This window comes from Shewanella psychrophila (assembly GCF_002005305.1).
Taxonomy (GTDB): Bacteria; Pseudomonadota; Gammaproteobacteria; order Enterobacterales; family Shewanellaceae; genus Shewanella; species Shewanella psychrophila.
The window spans coordinates 4466697-4481191 of the sequence record NZ_CP014782.1; the positions used below are offsets into that span (position 1 = coordinate 4466697).

The following is a 14495-nucleotide window of genomic DNA, read 5'->3' on the forward strand; positions in this document are numbered from 1 at the left end:
CTAGTAATGCATGACACCGGGATCTCAGATATACCTAAGGTTAGTTGACGATCCCCTGATCCAATCAGTTCAGGCGCTTTGCGCTGGGATAAAAATGAAAAAACACCATAAATTCTCAATAATAAAATCTACATCAAACTCAACTTCTAGCCCAAGTGCTGACTCAAGTGCGAGTAGAGCTGCCAACTTCATAACAAATCGAGACCAGTCAAGTGAGTCACTCACTCGATTAGGTTGGCGTTCTTTTTTTGCGCAACAAGTTGCTGGAGAAAACATCACTGAACTAAAGTTCGCTAAAGTGATGGCCTGTCACCGAAACCAATTCGAGCTGGAAACAAGTACAAACACCTTAACGCTCCCAATCACAAACCAGATGGCAGATATTACTATCGGAGACTGGTTAGTGCTTAATGATGACAACAGTTTTCGGCAACGCCTTGAACGTCTCTCATTATTTAGCCGCAAGGCTCCGGGAAGCAAGGTTCAGACTCAGCTCATTGCGGCCAATGTCGATACGGTATTTATCGTCTCATCCTTGAACAAGGACTTCAATTTAAGCCGTATAGAACGCTATCTCGCCTTAGCCAATGAAGCCGAAGTCACCCCAGTATTTGTCCTCACTAAAGCCGATCTTTGCGATGATACTCAAGTTTACATTAAGCAAATATTGGGTATCGCTCCGCTGGCTATGGTAGAGACAGTCAATGCACTAGCGCGAGAAAGTGTACAACCTCTGTATGCTTATTGCGCTCTAGGACAGACAGTGGCAGTTATGGGCTCATCTGGAGTTGGAAAATCAACACTGATCAATAGCTTGATCGGGGCTCAGGCACAGTTAACCTCAAATATTCGAGAAGATGATAGCAAGGGGCGTCACACAACAACGGGGCGCACACTACATCAACTGAATTCTGGAGGCCTGCTCTTAGATACACCGGGTATGCGGGAATTACAACTTGCTGATTGTGAGCAAGGCGTCGCTGACACCTTTGAAGAAATAATCTCTTTAGCACGGCAATGCAGGTTTGCTGATTGTCATCACCAATCAGAGCCTGGATGTGCGGTGCAAACGGCGTTAACCAATGGAGAGCTAGAATATCGCCGTTTAGCCAGCTACCAAAAGTTACTCCGGGAGCAGGCATTAAATACGGCGAGTTTAGCCCAAAAGCGCGCTAAAGATCGTAACCTAACCAAGTTCCATCGCTCGATACAAGATGGGGCCAGAAGGCTTAAGGGAAAGTAATTTTTCAGTCAACATGACGAGTGAACACAAGCTACAAGGGCGCTTTCACAATCGCCCTTGTAGCTTATATTACTTAGTATTATTTCATAAAAACAATCAAGGACAAGAAACAAGCAGTTACTAAAATACAACAAACTGCTAACCTATGGGTCATCACGGTGAATCAGGAAGATGATAATGCAGCCAGCTAAGGTATTTAGCGCAGCGCTAAAAAGAAGAATGAAAATACTCTCCTTAAGCAGTGTCGTATTTTACGGTTGTACCGTTTCTTTACCTGGCTTAGCTCAAGAGAATAATGACTCACTCTCGGATGAGACTCTCCCGCCTCAAAGCATCAACCCAAAACTTCAAACCGCCAGTGAGACTCATCAAAGCACCAGTACAGGCTCTTATGGCGTTAACAATATCATTCCAGAATGGTCCCCAGATCTGCGTGAAGAAGACACAAGGTTGAAGGCCCATAAAGGCGATTTCGTCGCCGTTCCTATTCCCATCGCCGATCCAACTATTGGTACCGGGCTCGTCATCGCTGGCGCCTATTATTATAGCCAGACGGCAGCAGAAAGAGCCGTTCAACCCGCATCGACCACACAAGCGGTAGCGGCTTACACTGATAATGACAGTTATGCCTATGGGCTAATGCAGCAAAACTACTGGGATGAAGATAACTGGCGGTTTACCGGGACTGCCGCCTATGTCGCACTAAAACTGACTCTATTAGACAGTAAATACACTCAAAGTGGCAAAGGCTTGGACTGGAATATTAAGGGCAACCTGCTTAAAGGACAGTTACTTCGCAGCGTCGGCGATAATTGGTTTGTCGGCGGACAAGTACGACTGATTGATAACGAACAAACATTTTCTAGCAGCGGTGAAGGCCAAAATATCGAAGGCAATACTGAAGATGAATTAGGTAAGGCGAAAGCCAACGGCGCCGGCGTATTAGTACAGTTCGACAGCAGAGATAATCAAACCAATGCTTATTCTGGACAGCGTTTCGAGTTCGATGCCATGTTTAACGATGAGTTTTTTGGCAGCAGTAATACCTACCAATCCTATCAGGCTCGATATCGCTACTATTACCACTTACTCGACCCCCTAGTGTTGGCATTTGAAGCCAGAGGGTGTGCAAAATACGGCAATGCCCCACTTTGGGATTATTGTACAGTAGGACTGCGCGGTTTCTCGGCTACCAAATACCTTAATAAAGCCTCCTCATCAGGGCAAATAGAAGCACGTTGGAAGGTCTATGGTGACTTCGGCGTCGTTGGATTTGTCGGTGGGGGTTATGATTCTAACGTACTGTCTAAGCTATGGGATGATGATATGATCCGCAGCTACGGGGCCGGCATTCGTTATATGGTGCTCGACTCTCAGCGGATCAATTTACGACTCGACTACGCCCGTTCAGGGGATAATGATGCCATATACGTATCCGTAGCAGAATCTTTTTAGGCCAAAAAAGATCCTAAGGACGAGTGTCTAGATGCTAGTAAGGAGTCTTGTCTATATCCGAATTTTTACCCCATCAGATTTACCGTTTGTTTACACAATTGCTTGAGCTTTCCCCATAGGCTTAGCCTTGCTACAGGCTTTTGGTTAGAGGATAAACGTTGCCGATACAGCTCTCGACTATCACGGTTCTCCTGAGCGCGATTAGCCACTTGTGCGAAATGTTTACGTTGCGCCAGTGTCATGCTGGCCATAAAGCTTCTAAAAGGGGTTTTAGGTATTTGAGCACTAAGATTTGTCTTGGGTGTGCCGCACATAATCCCTCCAATATACAAGGAGCCTTCGCTTAATCAATGGTAATAAGCCGCTTAGTTAAATAGACGAGAAAAAACGTTAGTATATTTCCTGACCAACTGGATTTTCTCGATTCCTCAGATGTTTCCTAAGAGATCCACCATCATTATTTTGCCATTTTTCGCCCTATTACTGACAGATTGAAAGCAAAGTACTCACTATTTTATTCCATTAAAGATAAATCATAATAAAGTTTATTTATCATAAATTTCAATAAATTATCATTAACTAGGTTCCTAGCCAATTAAGCCTTAATTCGATTGAAATAGAAAGGAGATTTCAATAACCTTTCCCCATCGATGGCGACTGTACCTATAGGTACATGCCCATTCAATTTAAAGGTGAAACATGAAATCAGTTATATCTATTATCGGCCTGTTAGCATTAGTGACAATAACCAGCTCAACGGCAATTGCTGCACCTCAAGTCGGCGTCATGATTGGTAGTGACTCTGGAATCAATGCTAAATTTGGTGATATTAAGCTAGGAGTGGCGTTAGATAATTTTTCAATCACAGCAGACAAGATGATCAACTTTAACAATCCCCACTTCTATTATGGTTTTGGCGGTAAAATTGCCGAGATAAACTCAAGTAAACACGATCTAAAGTTAGGTGCAAGAGCCATATTCGGCGCGCAAACCTCAGTAGAAAAATTCACCTTCTTCCTTGAGGCTCAGCCTATTCTTTACATTATCGATGATGTCAAAGTCGAGTTAGAAGCCATCGCGGGAGTTCGCTATCAGTTCTAGGGTCACTCAACTTTGTCTAATTTAGACATAAGATCGGCTTTAACTATTTCAATAGCCGATAACGCGACTTGCGCGTCAATTTTGTTACTTTCGAAGAGGTAGATAAGATCCACAGCCAGTTTAATGTCGTCCGCGGCAGTATCCAGAGAAGAGGTTCCTTCTTGTTCTACTGTATTTGGGGGTACTTTGTCTGATTCGGTTTTGTTTAGCTTGGACATCTTGTCATCTGAAGTTTATCGAATACTAGTTAACTGCTATTGTAGATATTTCTTATCTTAGTCACAAGCTTGCAAGTAGTGGCTCCTGACCGTTTATGGTCAGAATAAATATCAAGATTAGTCTGCGAGTCCAAAGAATTGACTTTACCCACTCATTGCTCAACTTGAGAAGCATGAAATGTACCGACTGAACTCACGTTTACTTTACTTCATAGCTTAATAACGGAAGAGAAGCACTTATCCATGAGATTAAGTCTTTAGTGTTGGCTCCAGCAAAGATATACTCGACAATAGATAACAAAGATAACCAACCTATTAGTAGATGGCGGATAATGAGCGAAACTAGCCCAGGAAAGACACAGAAACTCGATTTTTCAGCAATTAACAAGACCACAACCAAATCGTTTAACGCACAGAAGAACTTGATTAAACGTCTCTTCAAAGGCAACACTGTCTTGTGTGAAACCTGTAAGCAGCCTCTCAACCTCATAGTGCCGACTGAAAAGCAACAGACGGGAAAATATGGGGTCTTCTGTAAGAAAGGTTGCACCGATATTGAGTTAGAGCTAGAGATGGTACTCTAAAGAGCCACCAAGACTTTCCCTTCTTTGCTATAAGTGGGCTTAATACGCTAGTATCGAGCCCAAATCGACTGTCGGCACCACCAACGACTCATTTACTGCCTTTTCTAACTATCACTCCCCCCTATAAAATCGACTAGAAATCAAGCCCTAGAGACAATACTCCGACCTAAAATAAATATGAGTATAGTCATGAGGTTCACGCTCTTTTTGATCTTCGTTCTGGCGTCGATTATCGGGTTCTCTGAGACCCAGTCCAGCTCTATTCAGTCTAAAGTAACCCAAGGGAATGCAGCTCAAGCTTCTTTAATCAAAAATAGGAGCATCGACAATATTCAAGAGCCAAATCATATGACATCCCCTCATATCGAGGGCTTACCCGATGAAGTTTTAGAGGCCTATCTTCAAGCGAACAAAATGTCTGATGACATCAAAGAGCATGCTCATCCCAAAGAGGCCTCTATCAATCGTGTACTAAACCTTCTCGATATCATCAGATTAATGTAAATAGGCCTCGAAACTTTTTTAATAACCAGTTTAATAACAGGTTTAATACTTAGTTCATCAAATGGTTACCACAGCCATAGTGCTCCTAAGTTTAATGGTTTTCACATTAGCTTATAAAAACCATAGATTTCACGGTAGAATGCGCGATTAATTCCGAACCTGAGTATTCAGTGAAGTTAAGCCAACGCTTAAACCAGATAGATAAGATGATAGACAGGGAATACGACCACATTTGGGATTGCTGTTGCGATCATGGTTTTTTAGGCGCACAACTCCTAAAACGCAATGCCGCCAAGACCATCCACTTTGTCGATGTGGTTGCCGACTTAATGCTAGTGCTTGAGTCTAAGTTACAGCGATTTCTGCCCGACAATATGCAATCTGACCAACAAACGATGCCCAAATGGAAGGTTCACTGTATCGATGTCGCCATGCTCCCTCTGACGCAATACAAGAATAACGACACTCATCTGATCATCATTGCCGGTATCGGCGGCGATTTGCTTATCGAGCTAGTCAGCCAAATCTTGGCGAACCACCCAGACAAACACCTGGAATTTATCCTCTGCCCGGTACATCACAACTACAAGGTGAGAAGTCAAGTCTCTAAACACAAACTTGGGTTACTTCATGAGTGTTTAATCAAAGAGAACAAGCGTTTCTACGAAATCATGCATCTATCAACCCAAAGCTCCACACCTGTTTCCCATGTTGGGTCACAAATGTGGGATCTTGCCAGAGACGATGATAGAGACTACCTGACTAAGACATTAGAACACTATCGACGCATGCAGCAATACTCACCAGCAAACCATGTCGACATTGAGCAGATTATTTCACAATATCAAGCTGTAAATAAATTAAACAGAGAAGATTTATGCGCCATTTAAGAACCACAACTCACCCTGAACTGAGTTCACTAGAAGGGAACATTTTCCATCGAAAAGCTGCCCGCGGCATTATTTTAGACGGTGAGAACATACTCATGCTCTATACGGAGCGATATCATGATTACAGTATTCCCGGTGGAGGGATAGATACAGGTGAAGCCATCGAAACAGGGCTTCTTCGAGAGCTTGAGGAAGAAACCGGCGCTCAGCATATCGAAGTGATGAGCGAATTTGGCTTATACGAAGAGTTCAGACCTTGGTACAAGGAGGATTTCGACATAATGCATATGGAGTCATACTGCTACCTATGTAATATTCACCCAGAGCTAGGTGAAACGAAACTTGAAGCCCATGAGATCCAAAATGGCATGACCCCTGTTTGGATCAATATTCATGAAGCAATAAGACACAACGAGCACACCATAGCCAGCAGCCCCAAAAAAGGCATGTCTATCGAACGAGAGACTTACCTGCTTAAGCTTATCGTCGAAGAGCTGTTATAAGCACTTTTAGATACCCCCAGACAGTAAGATTTATTTATCCTATGCCTCAGTAATCCTCAATATTATTAATTCAACAGAGGTTTATGATTGCTTCATCAGGCTTAACAGAAGTTAAGCGCTAGTAAATAAAATAGGCAGGTTGGGATGAATTATAAACATATACTGTTGTGTGTAGCATTGAATAAAGACAGCGGAGAAATCTTAGCAAAAGCGGCTAATATTGCCAGACAGAATCAGGCGTTACTGAGTCTACTGCATATCGACCTGGACATTCCCCACAGCTATGAGGGGATGCTAGGCAGCGATTATAAAGAGCAGGAGAGTATCGTCAGAGAAGAATCTCTTACTTCGATGGCTAAGCTTATCGACTCCCTCAATATTGACGTAAGACATCACTATCCCATCCACCAGCACATCATAAATTCAGGCGATCTCGACTTTGAGATCCTCGACAATATCGACAAGCATGACATAGACCTACTGATCATGGGTCACCATAAAGTGAACTTTCTCACTCAATTTTTGCTTTCACCCACTGAACCCCTTATGCGCAACATGCCCTGCGACTTGATGTTCTTAAAACTGGACAGTTAAACTCACAGCTTTCTTCCCGGCTCGTTAAATAGAGAAGTCAGAAATTAAAAAAGGAGCCAGAGCTCCTTTTTATTATCAATGAACTGTCCCGTTCTAGAAGTTCACAAACAGATTGATGATCATCGCATTGACGATATCGATAAAGAAACCACATACCAAAGGCACAATAATGAAGGCTCTATGAGCCGCACCATATTGCTGAGATACCGCCGTCATATTCACAATTGCCGTGGCCGTCGAACCTAAGGTTACCCCACCAAAACCGGAACAGATAACAGCCGCCTCATAATCCTTGCCCATCAGTCTAAACACAATAAATACAGTGAATAGAATCGACAGCAATACCTGCAATGTCATCACCACCGAGATATAAGCCAGACTGCCTTCGAGCTCCCAAATTTTCAGGCTCATCAAGGCCATGGTTAAGAACATACCCAAACAGATATCTTGAATAAGTGATAAGCCCCTAGAAGCATCCTCTACATAACTTCTGTCTTTCCCTTTGTCACGATTGAGATAAGCTCTACCTATATTGCCGATAATAATACCCGCTAACAGACAGGCAACAAACATAGGCAGCTTAAGCCCAGCTTCTTGTAATCCCAGGTCAATAAAGTAACCAATAATGAGTGTCACGTTTAACCATAACCAGGCGCGTAATACCCCAAAATAATCGACTTGAATATGCTTACTATTATTTTTATGGCTAGCGCCAATATCTAAATTTGTATCCAGATTAGGCTTCACATTATGGCGTTTCATCAAATAGGCGGCAATTGGACCACCAATCACACAAGCAGCAATAAGGCCTAATGTATTTGATGCTATGCCTAGTTCACTGGCATTGGCTATGCCTAACTCCTCGACAAAGGTGGGTGTCCAGGCCATGGCCGTACCCACACCACCAATAAGGGAGATAGAACCCGACATCAACCCCGCTTTAGGATCTAATCCAAACAGCGTCGCGACACTGACCCCCATAAAGTTTTGCAAGAAGATAAATACGCTGGAAAGGACTAACAATATCAGCAGCGGCTTGCCGCCTTTCAGCAAGGTAACAATATCGGCCTTAAGCCCTATACCGGCAAAGAAATAGAGCAGTAGAATATCCCGGACATCCAGATTAAATTCAATCTGGATGTCAAAAGCATAATAGAGTACCCCGACAATAGTCGCACAAGCAAAACCTCCGACAACGGGCTCTGGAATACTGTACTTTCGCAACAACTCATAGCGAGAGATGATCGTTTTACCAATAAATAGCGCAATAATGGCTAGAGTAAACGACACAAAATCTTTAATTTCAACGATCTGGGGTTCCATCTATTTCTCTTCCTCCAAAAAACTCTTCGGCATTTTACATTAAATTAACACTCAATAAAAAGAGCATCCTGAGTAAGGGCATAAATATAGAGAAAGAAGACTGAATTAGAGTTGAATCAAAAGATAAAAAGCTGATTTCTCAGCTTTCTAAGCCTTTAAATACTGTCATAGACATGAAAAATCAGCATAAGCGTTATTGACGCGTATAGATCTGTAAGATGGGGGTTTTATGATTGCCAAATGAGAGTGTCATTGAGATGCTTTCTCCTCGTTTAAACTTCTGCTTATAACCATGGGGAGAAATACGCCTGCCATCCCCCATAAGCGCCATAATCTGTTCACTTTTAAAGATTCGGCTACCCGATGATTGATTCTCTAGGGTCACCACGGCGCGGCGGTCGCCTTTTTCATTACTCATCAACACGTAATTGACCACAATAAAGTCGCTAATTTTGGGCTCAACATCACCATCATTGGTGAAGTTAAGCTCAACATTCTCAGACACTATACGGTCGACATTAAAAACATCACTCAGGTTGTCGTCAGGGTTGTTAGCGGAAAAACTACTAAAACTGATCAAGGAGGTGATCAGTAAAAGGCTTGTTGTTAATTTACGGCTCAAAAGAACCTCCTGTTTATGATGAAATAGCAAAATTTATTATACATTTTCCTCTAAAGCTTTATCGCCTTTATGCTTAAAGCTAAAGGCATAAGCTGACTCACCATGTTCTCTTAGATGCATGAGTCGCTGCTTCCCCTCTTCAATATCAGGTCGATAACCTTCAGGCACCCACCAGAGCACGTAATTAGCTTGCTCTAGCCTATCGAACCATTCACTTTTCCGTTTTAAAAACCGAATATGATGCGTCTTAAAGATAAAGCCTTTGAGTGCTTCAACGGACTCCCACACCGACATGTTCACGATAATCGAAGGATCATCGAAAGCTTGAATACTGGTTGCATCGCCACTTTCATCTTGCAATCGCCACACAAACCCTTGGCTTGATTCGGCAATGGCATTAATGGGGTCTAAGTTATCGACAAACTCTTTCATTAAAGGTTCATCCATTGCCGCTTTGGTACGGGCAATATTTAATTGGGCTAACTGCATTTTCTCTGACATTAAACTTCCCTTTTAAAGCAAAATTTGTGATAGACCAATCACAGGTAATAAACCTAAATTGAGGTTATCTGACTCTACCTTAATTTTCCTTATGCTTAAACAAACCAAACTGTGCGCTAGCACAAAGACAAGCCCGTCTCTGTTCCCTACAATCTTCCGCGGATAATAATTTATAGATTTGGTTAGAAATATGGGTTCTTTTCAGTGGGATAGCCACTACATTACCGGATTAAGTGATGTCGATGAACAACATCATAAACTCGTGAGTTTAATTAACCGCTTCGGTCGCCAGATAGTCAGAGATGAACTCGTACTACAAGATATCCAGGCTGTGCTCGGTGAGTTATGGGACTACACTCAGCACCACTTTTCAGATGAAGAAGTGTTGATGAAGCAAAAAGGTGTCGATCCACGCCATATCAAAGAACAAGTCAAAGACCATCAATACTTCCTCAATGAGATCCTGACAAACCAATCAAGAATATCAGCTCAAGATAAACAATCACTAAAAGCTTTACTAAAGTTTCTCACCCACTGGCTTGCCTTCCACATTCTAGGGGCAGATCAAAATATGGCTAAGCAGATTGCGGCGATAGATTCAGGAGTGTCACCAGCACTCGCCTATGAGAAGGCTGAAATACAAGCTGGTAATGCAACCAGTCCCTTACTTACAGCCTTACATGGTTTATTTGAACAGGTATGTGAGCAAAATCAGCAATTAAAACGTGTTAATCAATCTTTGGATCAAAAGGTAATAGCGCGAACTCAAGCGCTTATAGATGCTAATAACCATTTAGAAAAACTCTCAAACACAGACTCTTTAACTGGAATTTTTAATCGCCGTTACGCCATGGAAAAACTCGACCTGCTTTGGTTTAAGTCACGCAGCGAACAGCAATCCTTAGCGTGTATTCTAATTGACATCGACGACTTTAAATCTGTGAACGATACTTACGGCCATGATGCGGGAGATAAAGTGCTATGCGAATTAGCTCGGAAAATAACCCATAGTCTGAGAACCGATGACCTATGCTGTCGTCTTGGTGGAGATGAATTTATTGTTATCAGCCCAGGTACCGACATCTCCGGTATCAAACACTTAGCCAAGCAGATCCAAAACAAGGTCGCTGATATGAAAGTCCCGCTGGGCGCGCATCATTGGTTAGCCAGTATCAGTGTGGGGATAGCTGTTCAATCTGAATCTATGTATCACTATCATGAATTAATAAAGCAAGCCGATAATGCGCTATATCAATCCAAAGCAACAAACTCAGGCATTTTCACAAAGTAAGTTAATCATTGCCAGGTTCAGTGATCTCGTGCTCTTGCTCAGGAGCTAGGTAATCACCAAGTATCTCTTTATGTGCACTGGAGCTTAAAGTGGATCTAATCATTGTCAGGTTCAGTGACCTCGTGCTCTTGCTCAGGAGCTAGGTAATCACCAAGCATCTCTTTATGTGCACTGGAGCTAAAGTGGATCTAATCATTGTCAGGTTCAGTGACCTCGTGCTCTTGCTCATGAGCTAGGTAATCACCAAGTATCTCTTTATGATGCATTGGAGCTAAAGTGGATCTAATCATTGTCAGGTTCAGTGATCTCGTGCTCTTGCTCAGGAGCTAGGTAATCACCAAGTATCTCTTTATGTGCACTGGAGCTTAAAGTGGATCTAATCATTGTCAGGTTCAGTGATCTCGTGCTCTTGCTCTTGCTCAGGAGCTAGGTAATCACCAAGTATCTCTTTATGTGCACTGGAGCTTAAAGTGGATCTAATCATTGTCAGGTTCAGTGACTTCGTGCTCTTGCTCAGGAGAGAGCACCCAAGACTCTCCCTCGGTTCGCGCGATAATCACAGTGCCGCACGCGTCGCTATAGACATTGACTGCGGTTCGCAGCATATCCAAGATCCTGTCTGTAACCAAGAGTAGACCTATCGCCTCGAGGGGGAGGCCTATAGCGGCTAAAATCACAGTAATAGCGACTAAGCTTGCCGCCGGGATCCCTGCGACTCCGATAGAGGTTAATAGCGCCACCAGCACTATGGTGAACTGAGTCACGATTCCGAGTTCTAGCCCGTAAGCCTGAGCAATAAACATGGCCGCGACACACTCATACAAGGCTGTGCCGTCCATGTTCACCGTTGCGCCTAAGGGCAAGACAAAACTGGCAGTCTTATGTGAAACTCCGGCGCGCTTTTTTACACACTCCATAGTCAAAGGCAAGGTCGCAGATGATGAAGCGGTAGAGAATGCCATCAACATGGCTGGCGACATCACAGATAACTGCTTTAGCGGGCTCACTCCCCCTACAAATTTAAGCAAGAGAGGTAAAGCCACAAAGGCGTGCAGTGCTAATGCCGTTATCACAGTCAACAAAAAAACCAGCATGGGAGCGAAGGCATCGAAGCCTGTGGCACTCACTGTTTTAGCGATTAATGCAAAGATACCGATAGGGGCAAACTTAAGAACAAATTGAGTAATTAGCACCATAGTCTTTGACACGCCCTTCCAAAAGTCTCGTAGCACCTCTCCCCTGCGCCCCTCTACTCGCCCCATAAAGAAGCCAAACAGCAAACTAAAGAATATTAACCCTAACATCTGCCCCTCTGCTGCCGCAGAGACTATGTTGGTCGGGATCATGCGGATAAAAATTTCAATCAAATCTTTACTACCACGACCTTCGACTTGCATCAGGGTCGACTCGAGCTCGGCGCTATCGGCGTGAAGGTTTAATATCTCACCCGCAGGCGCACCATCAATAATGCCTGGAGTTGTGATATTAACAACTGTGAGTCCAATCAAGATGGCGATAAGGCTCGTCGTGGCGTAATAACCAAGTGTTTTAAGCCCCAAACGACCCAGGTTATCTCCCTGATTTAGGCTAGCCATACTGGAAATGATCGATGCCATAATGAGTGGGACAATCACCATCTTTAACCCATTGAGAAACAGGGTACCGAAGAAGCCATAGACTTGGTAAATTTGACTATTAGCAGGCGTAATTAAGCCAACAAAGATGGCTATAACAATCGCTATCATTATCTGCCAATGAAGTTTCATCAATTACACCTCAACGAATAAACATGGTAACTCCACTACAAATACTAGTAAAACACAGAAGAATTATCTAAATAAGGCTATAAATCTGCATCCTGAACTGACAATTATCAATTTTGTTTCTGAAAAGTTAATTAACTCCACACCCTGTACACTTCACGTACACCAGACGTTAGGGCCAGTAGAACACGGCGTTATCGCCTTAAGTGAAACAGGTTAAAATCAACTCTAATTACCCTGGTAGGGCTTGTTAGCACCTTGTATATAACCGAGTATTTTTAGTACAAATACCAATCGGTATAAAGGTATGGTCACTCAGCGAGAATTTACCGCTTCTGAGACAAGGCAACGGGTGAGGAACATAGTTATTCTACGTTTAAGCCCGTTAACGCCGTATCAGAAGTGATAAAACTCGCCTTTCAGGAGTGTTTTTGGCGGCCTACTTCTGTGTTGAATGAGTTCAAAAGGGATCACCATTCCCTCACTCATTCGCCTTGAATTATGCAGCCAAAAATAACTCTGAACTGACCACTTTCTTATATCGATTGGTATAAGAACGGAAGTAATCCTCTATGGAAGGAGTAATCATAATTAAAATTGAAGGTGCAGACTTATGTTCAAATCTCTATCATCCCGTATCTTTGTCGGCTTATTTGCCGGCCTGATATTAGGTACAATCATTCAGTATGGTTTTGCTGGCAATAGCTTTGCCAACACCACCTTAATCGATATCGCATCAGGTGCTGGCAGCATGTTTGTCCAGCTCATCATGATGTTGGTCGTCCCGTTGGTTTTTTTCAGTATCGTTACCGGTATTGCCGAACTTCGCGATCTCAAATCTTTCGGCCGTCTGGGCAGCAAGACCTTCGGACTATATCTCGTCAATACGGCGGTTGCGATTATCGTCTCAATTGGTTTAGCCATGTGGATCGCACCGGGTGCGGGGATGAATCTAGTAGGCGATCAAAATGCCAGCCTGACATCGACTGAGCTTCCGGGCTTTATCGACATGATAGTCAACATAATCCCAAGCAATCCCATTCAGGCATTCACTTCGGGTAACATGCTGCAGATCATCTTTATGGCGTTGCTAACAGGCGGTATCGTTAAAGCTTTGGGAAATGAAGTACAGCCTGTGGTGACCTTTTTCCAGCTAGGTAACAAGATCATGCTAAAGATGATCACCGTTGTGATGAGCATTGCACCTATCGGTGTATTCGCCCTCATGGTTAAACTCGGTGCGACCTTCGAACCTGATGCCTTCTTGAGTGTATTTAGTTATATGGCGGTCATCGTCGGTCTACTGGCATTCTGGGCACTTGTGGTATACCCGGTCATTATCGGCATGACCACCAATATCTCAGCATCAGAGTTTCGCCGTAAGACTCGTGAGCAATTCCTGTTCGCACTGTCTACAGCCAGTTCAAATGCCACTATTCCGGTCACCATGCGTACCCTTACTGAAAAACTCGGTGTAGCAGGTTTCGGCGTACCTATGGGCGCAACCATGAACATGAGTGGTGTGGCTATTTATATCACAGTTGCAGCCTTCTTCGTCGGTAACGCCTTCGGCACCCCCATCACTATGGATCAAATCCCTGTGCTGGCCTTCAGTGTGTTCCTGCTTTCAATCGGCGCCGGTGGAGTTCCTGGTGGCGGTATCGTCATGATAGGCGTGCTCATTCACCAAATGGGGCTACCAGTTGAAGCGATTGCTTTGGTAGCAGCCCTTGACCGTATCATCGACATGTTCTGTACCAGTACTAACGTGGTGGGTGATTCAGCGGTAGTCACTATGGTCGACCACAGCGAAAAACTAGAAGAAGCTAAGCTAGGCGATCCAGTTAAGGCTTAAGCTATAAGCTATAAGCTATAAGCTATAAGCTAAGAATAAAACAAAGAC

The 14495-nt window shown here is 43.4% G+C and carries 16 protein-coding genes; 10 read left to right on the forward strand and 6 right to left on the reverse strand.

The annotated features are described in order from the left end of the window. The first annotated feature begins 94 nt into the window (after nt 1-94). Complete coding sequence (gene rsgA, locus sps_RS19290) at nt 95-1243, forward strand: ribosome small subunit-dependent GTPase A (protein WP_077753987.1); 1149 nt, start codon at nt 95-97, stop codon at nt 1241-1243. 177 nt (nt 1244-1420) lie between these two features. Beyond that, nucleotides 1421-2698, forward strand: a complete 1278-nt coding sequence (locus tag sps_RS19295) for a BamA/TamA family outer membrane protein (protein ID WP_077753988.1) — start codon at nt 1421-1423, stop codon at nt 2696-2698. Between the two features lie 65 nt (nt 2699-2763). Here the strand turns inward: sps_RS19295 and sps_RS19300 are convergent, their stop codons facing one another. After that, a complete protein-coding gene (locus sps_RS19300) occupies nt 2764-3012 on the reverse strand; it encodes a hypothetical protein (RefSeq protein WP_077753989.1) in 249 nt (82 codons plus the stop codon). 385 nt (nt 3013-3397) lie between these two features. Here sps_RS19300 and sps_RS19305 point away from each other — a divergent pair, with 385 nt between their 5' ends. After that, nucleotides 3398-3799, forward strand: coding sequence for a hypothetical protein (locus tag sps_RS19305; RefSeq protein ID WP_077753990.1), 402 nt, complete (start codon nt 3398-3400; stop codon nt 3797-3799). A gap of 2 nt (nt 3800-3801) precedes the next feature. Here the strand turns inward: sps_RS19305 and rsmS are convergent, their stop codons facing one another. Next, the gene (rsmS, locus tag sps_RS19310; protein ID WP_077753991.1) at nt 3802-4017 is read right to left on the reverse strand and encodes a pleiotropic regulatory protein RsmS; all 216 of its coding nucleotides are present in this window, start codon (nt 4015-4017) and stop codon (nt 3802-3804) included. Nucleotides 4018-4349: 332 nt separating this feature from the next. On the opposite strand from rsmS, the gene sps_RS19315 reads away from it, so the two are divergent. From sps_RS19315 to sps_RS19335, 5 genes are all read left to right on the forward strand, one after another. Next, nucleotides 4350-4601: a hypothetical protein gene (locus sps_RS19315; protein WP_077753992.1), complete on the forward strand. Its 252-nt coding sequence runs from the start codon at nt 4350-4352 to the stop codon at nt 4599-4601. A 189-nt stretch (nt 4602-4790) separates the two neighbouring features. Beyond that, on the forward strand, nt 4791-5105 hold the full coding sequence (locus tag sps_RS19320) for a hypothetical protein (protein ID WP_077753993.1): 315 nt from the start codon (nt 4791-4793) through the stop codon (nt 5103-5105). A 170-nt stretch (nt 5106-5275) separates the two neighbouring features. Next, the gene (locus sps_RS19325; protein ID WP_077753994.1) at nt 5276-5995 is read left to right on the forward strand and encodes a tRNA (adenine(22)-N(1))-methyltransferase; all 720 of its coding nucleotides are present in this window, start codon (nt 5276-5278) and stop codon (nt 5993-5995) included. After that, on the forward strand, nt 5983-6498 hold the full coding sequence (locus sps_RS19330) for an NUDIX domain-containing protein (RefSeq protein WP_077753995.1): 516 nt from the start codon (nt 5983-5985) through the stop codon (nt 6496-6498). The genes sps_RS19325 and sps_RS19330 overlap by 13 nt, the downstream gene beginning before the upstream one ends. Before the next feature lie 144 nt (nt 6499-6642). Then, complete coding sequence (locus sps_RS19335; RefSeq protein ID WP_077753996.1) at nt 6643-7092, forward strand: universal stress protein; 450 nt, start codon at nt 6643-6645, stop codon at nt 7090-7092. Nucleotides 7093-7185: 93 nt separating this feature from the next. On the opposite strand, the gene gltS is transcribed toward sps_RS19335, so the two are convergent. The 3 genes from gltS to sps_RS19350 form a co-directional block, all read right to left on the reverse strand. Beyond that, nucleotides 7186-8415 carry a sodium/glutamate symporter gene (gene gltS / locus sps_RS19340; RefSeq protein WP_077753997.1) on the reverse strand — a complete coding sequence of 410 codons (1230 nt, stop codon included), beginning with the start codon at nt 8413-8415 and terminating at the stop codon, nt 7186-7188. A gap of 193 nt (nt 8416-8608) precedes the next feature. Beyond that, nucleotides 8609-9037 (reverse strand): hypothetical protein, encoded by a 429-nt coding sequence (locus tag sps_RS19345; protein ID WP_237157886.1) that lies wholly within the window; start codon nt 9035-9037, stop codon nt 8609-8611. A gap of 36 nt (nt 9038-9073) precedes the next feature. Next, entirely contained in the window at nt 9074-9526 is a 453-nt protein-coding gene (locus sps_RS19350) for a DUF3291 domain-containing protein (RefSeq protein WP_077755773.1), read from the reverse strand. Nucleotides 9527-9728: 202 nt separating this feature from the next. On the opposite strand from sps_RS19350, the gene sps_RS19355 reads away from it, so the two are divergent. Continuing rightward, nucleotides 9729-10829 carry a GGDEF domain-containing protein gene (locus tag sps_RS19355; RefSeq protein WP_077753998.1) on the forward strand — a complete coding sequence of 367 codons (1101 nt, stop codon included), beginning with the start codon at nt 9729-9731 and terminating at the stop codon, nt 10827-10829. A gap of 476 nt (nt 10830-11305) precedes the next feature. On the opposite strand, the gene sps_RS19360 is transcribed toward sps_RS19355, so the two are convergent. After that, nucleotides 11306-12595: a dicarboxylate/amino acid:cation symporter gene (locus tag sps_RS19360; RefSeq protein WP_077753999.1), complete on the reverse strand. Its 1290-nt coding sequence runs from the start codon at nt 12593-12595 to the stop codon at nt 11306-11308. A 610-nt stretch (nt 12596-13205) separates the two neighbouring features. On the opposite strand from sps_RS19360, the gene sps_RS19370 reads away from it, so the two are divergent. Next, nucleotides 13206-14447, forward strand: a complete 1242-nt coding sequence (locus sps_RS19370; RefSeq protein ID WP_077754000.1) for a dicarboxylate/amino acid:cation symporter — start codon at nt 13206-13208, stop codon at nt 14445-14447. Nucleotides 14448-14495: the final 48 nt, after the last annotated feature.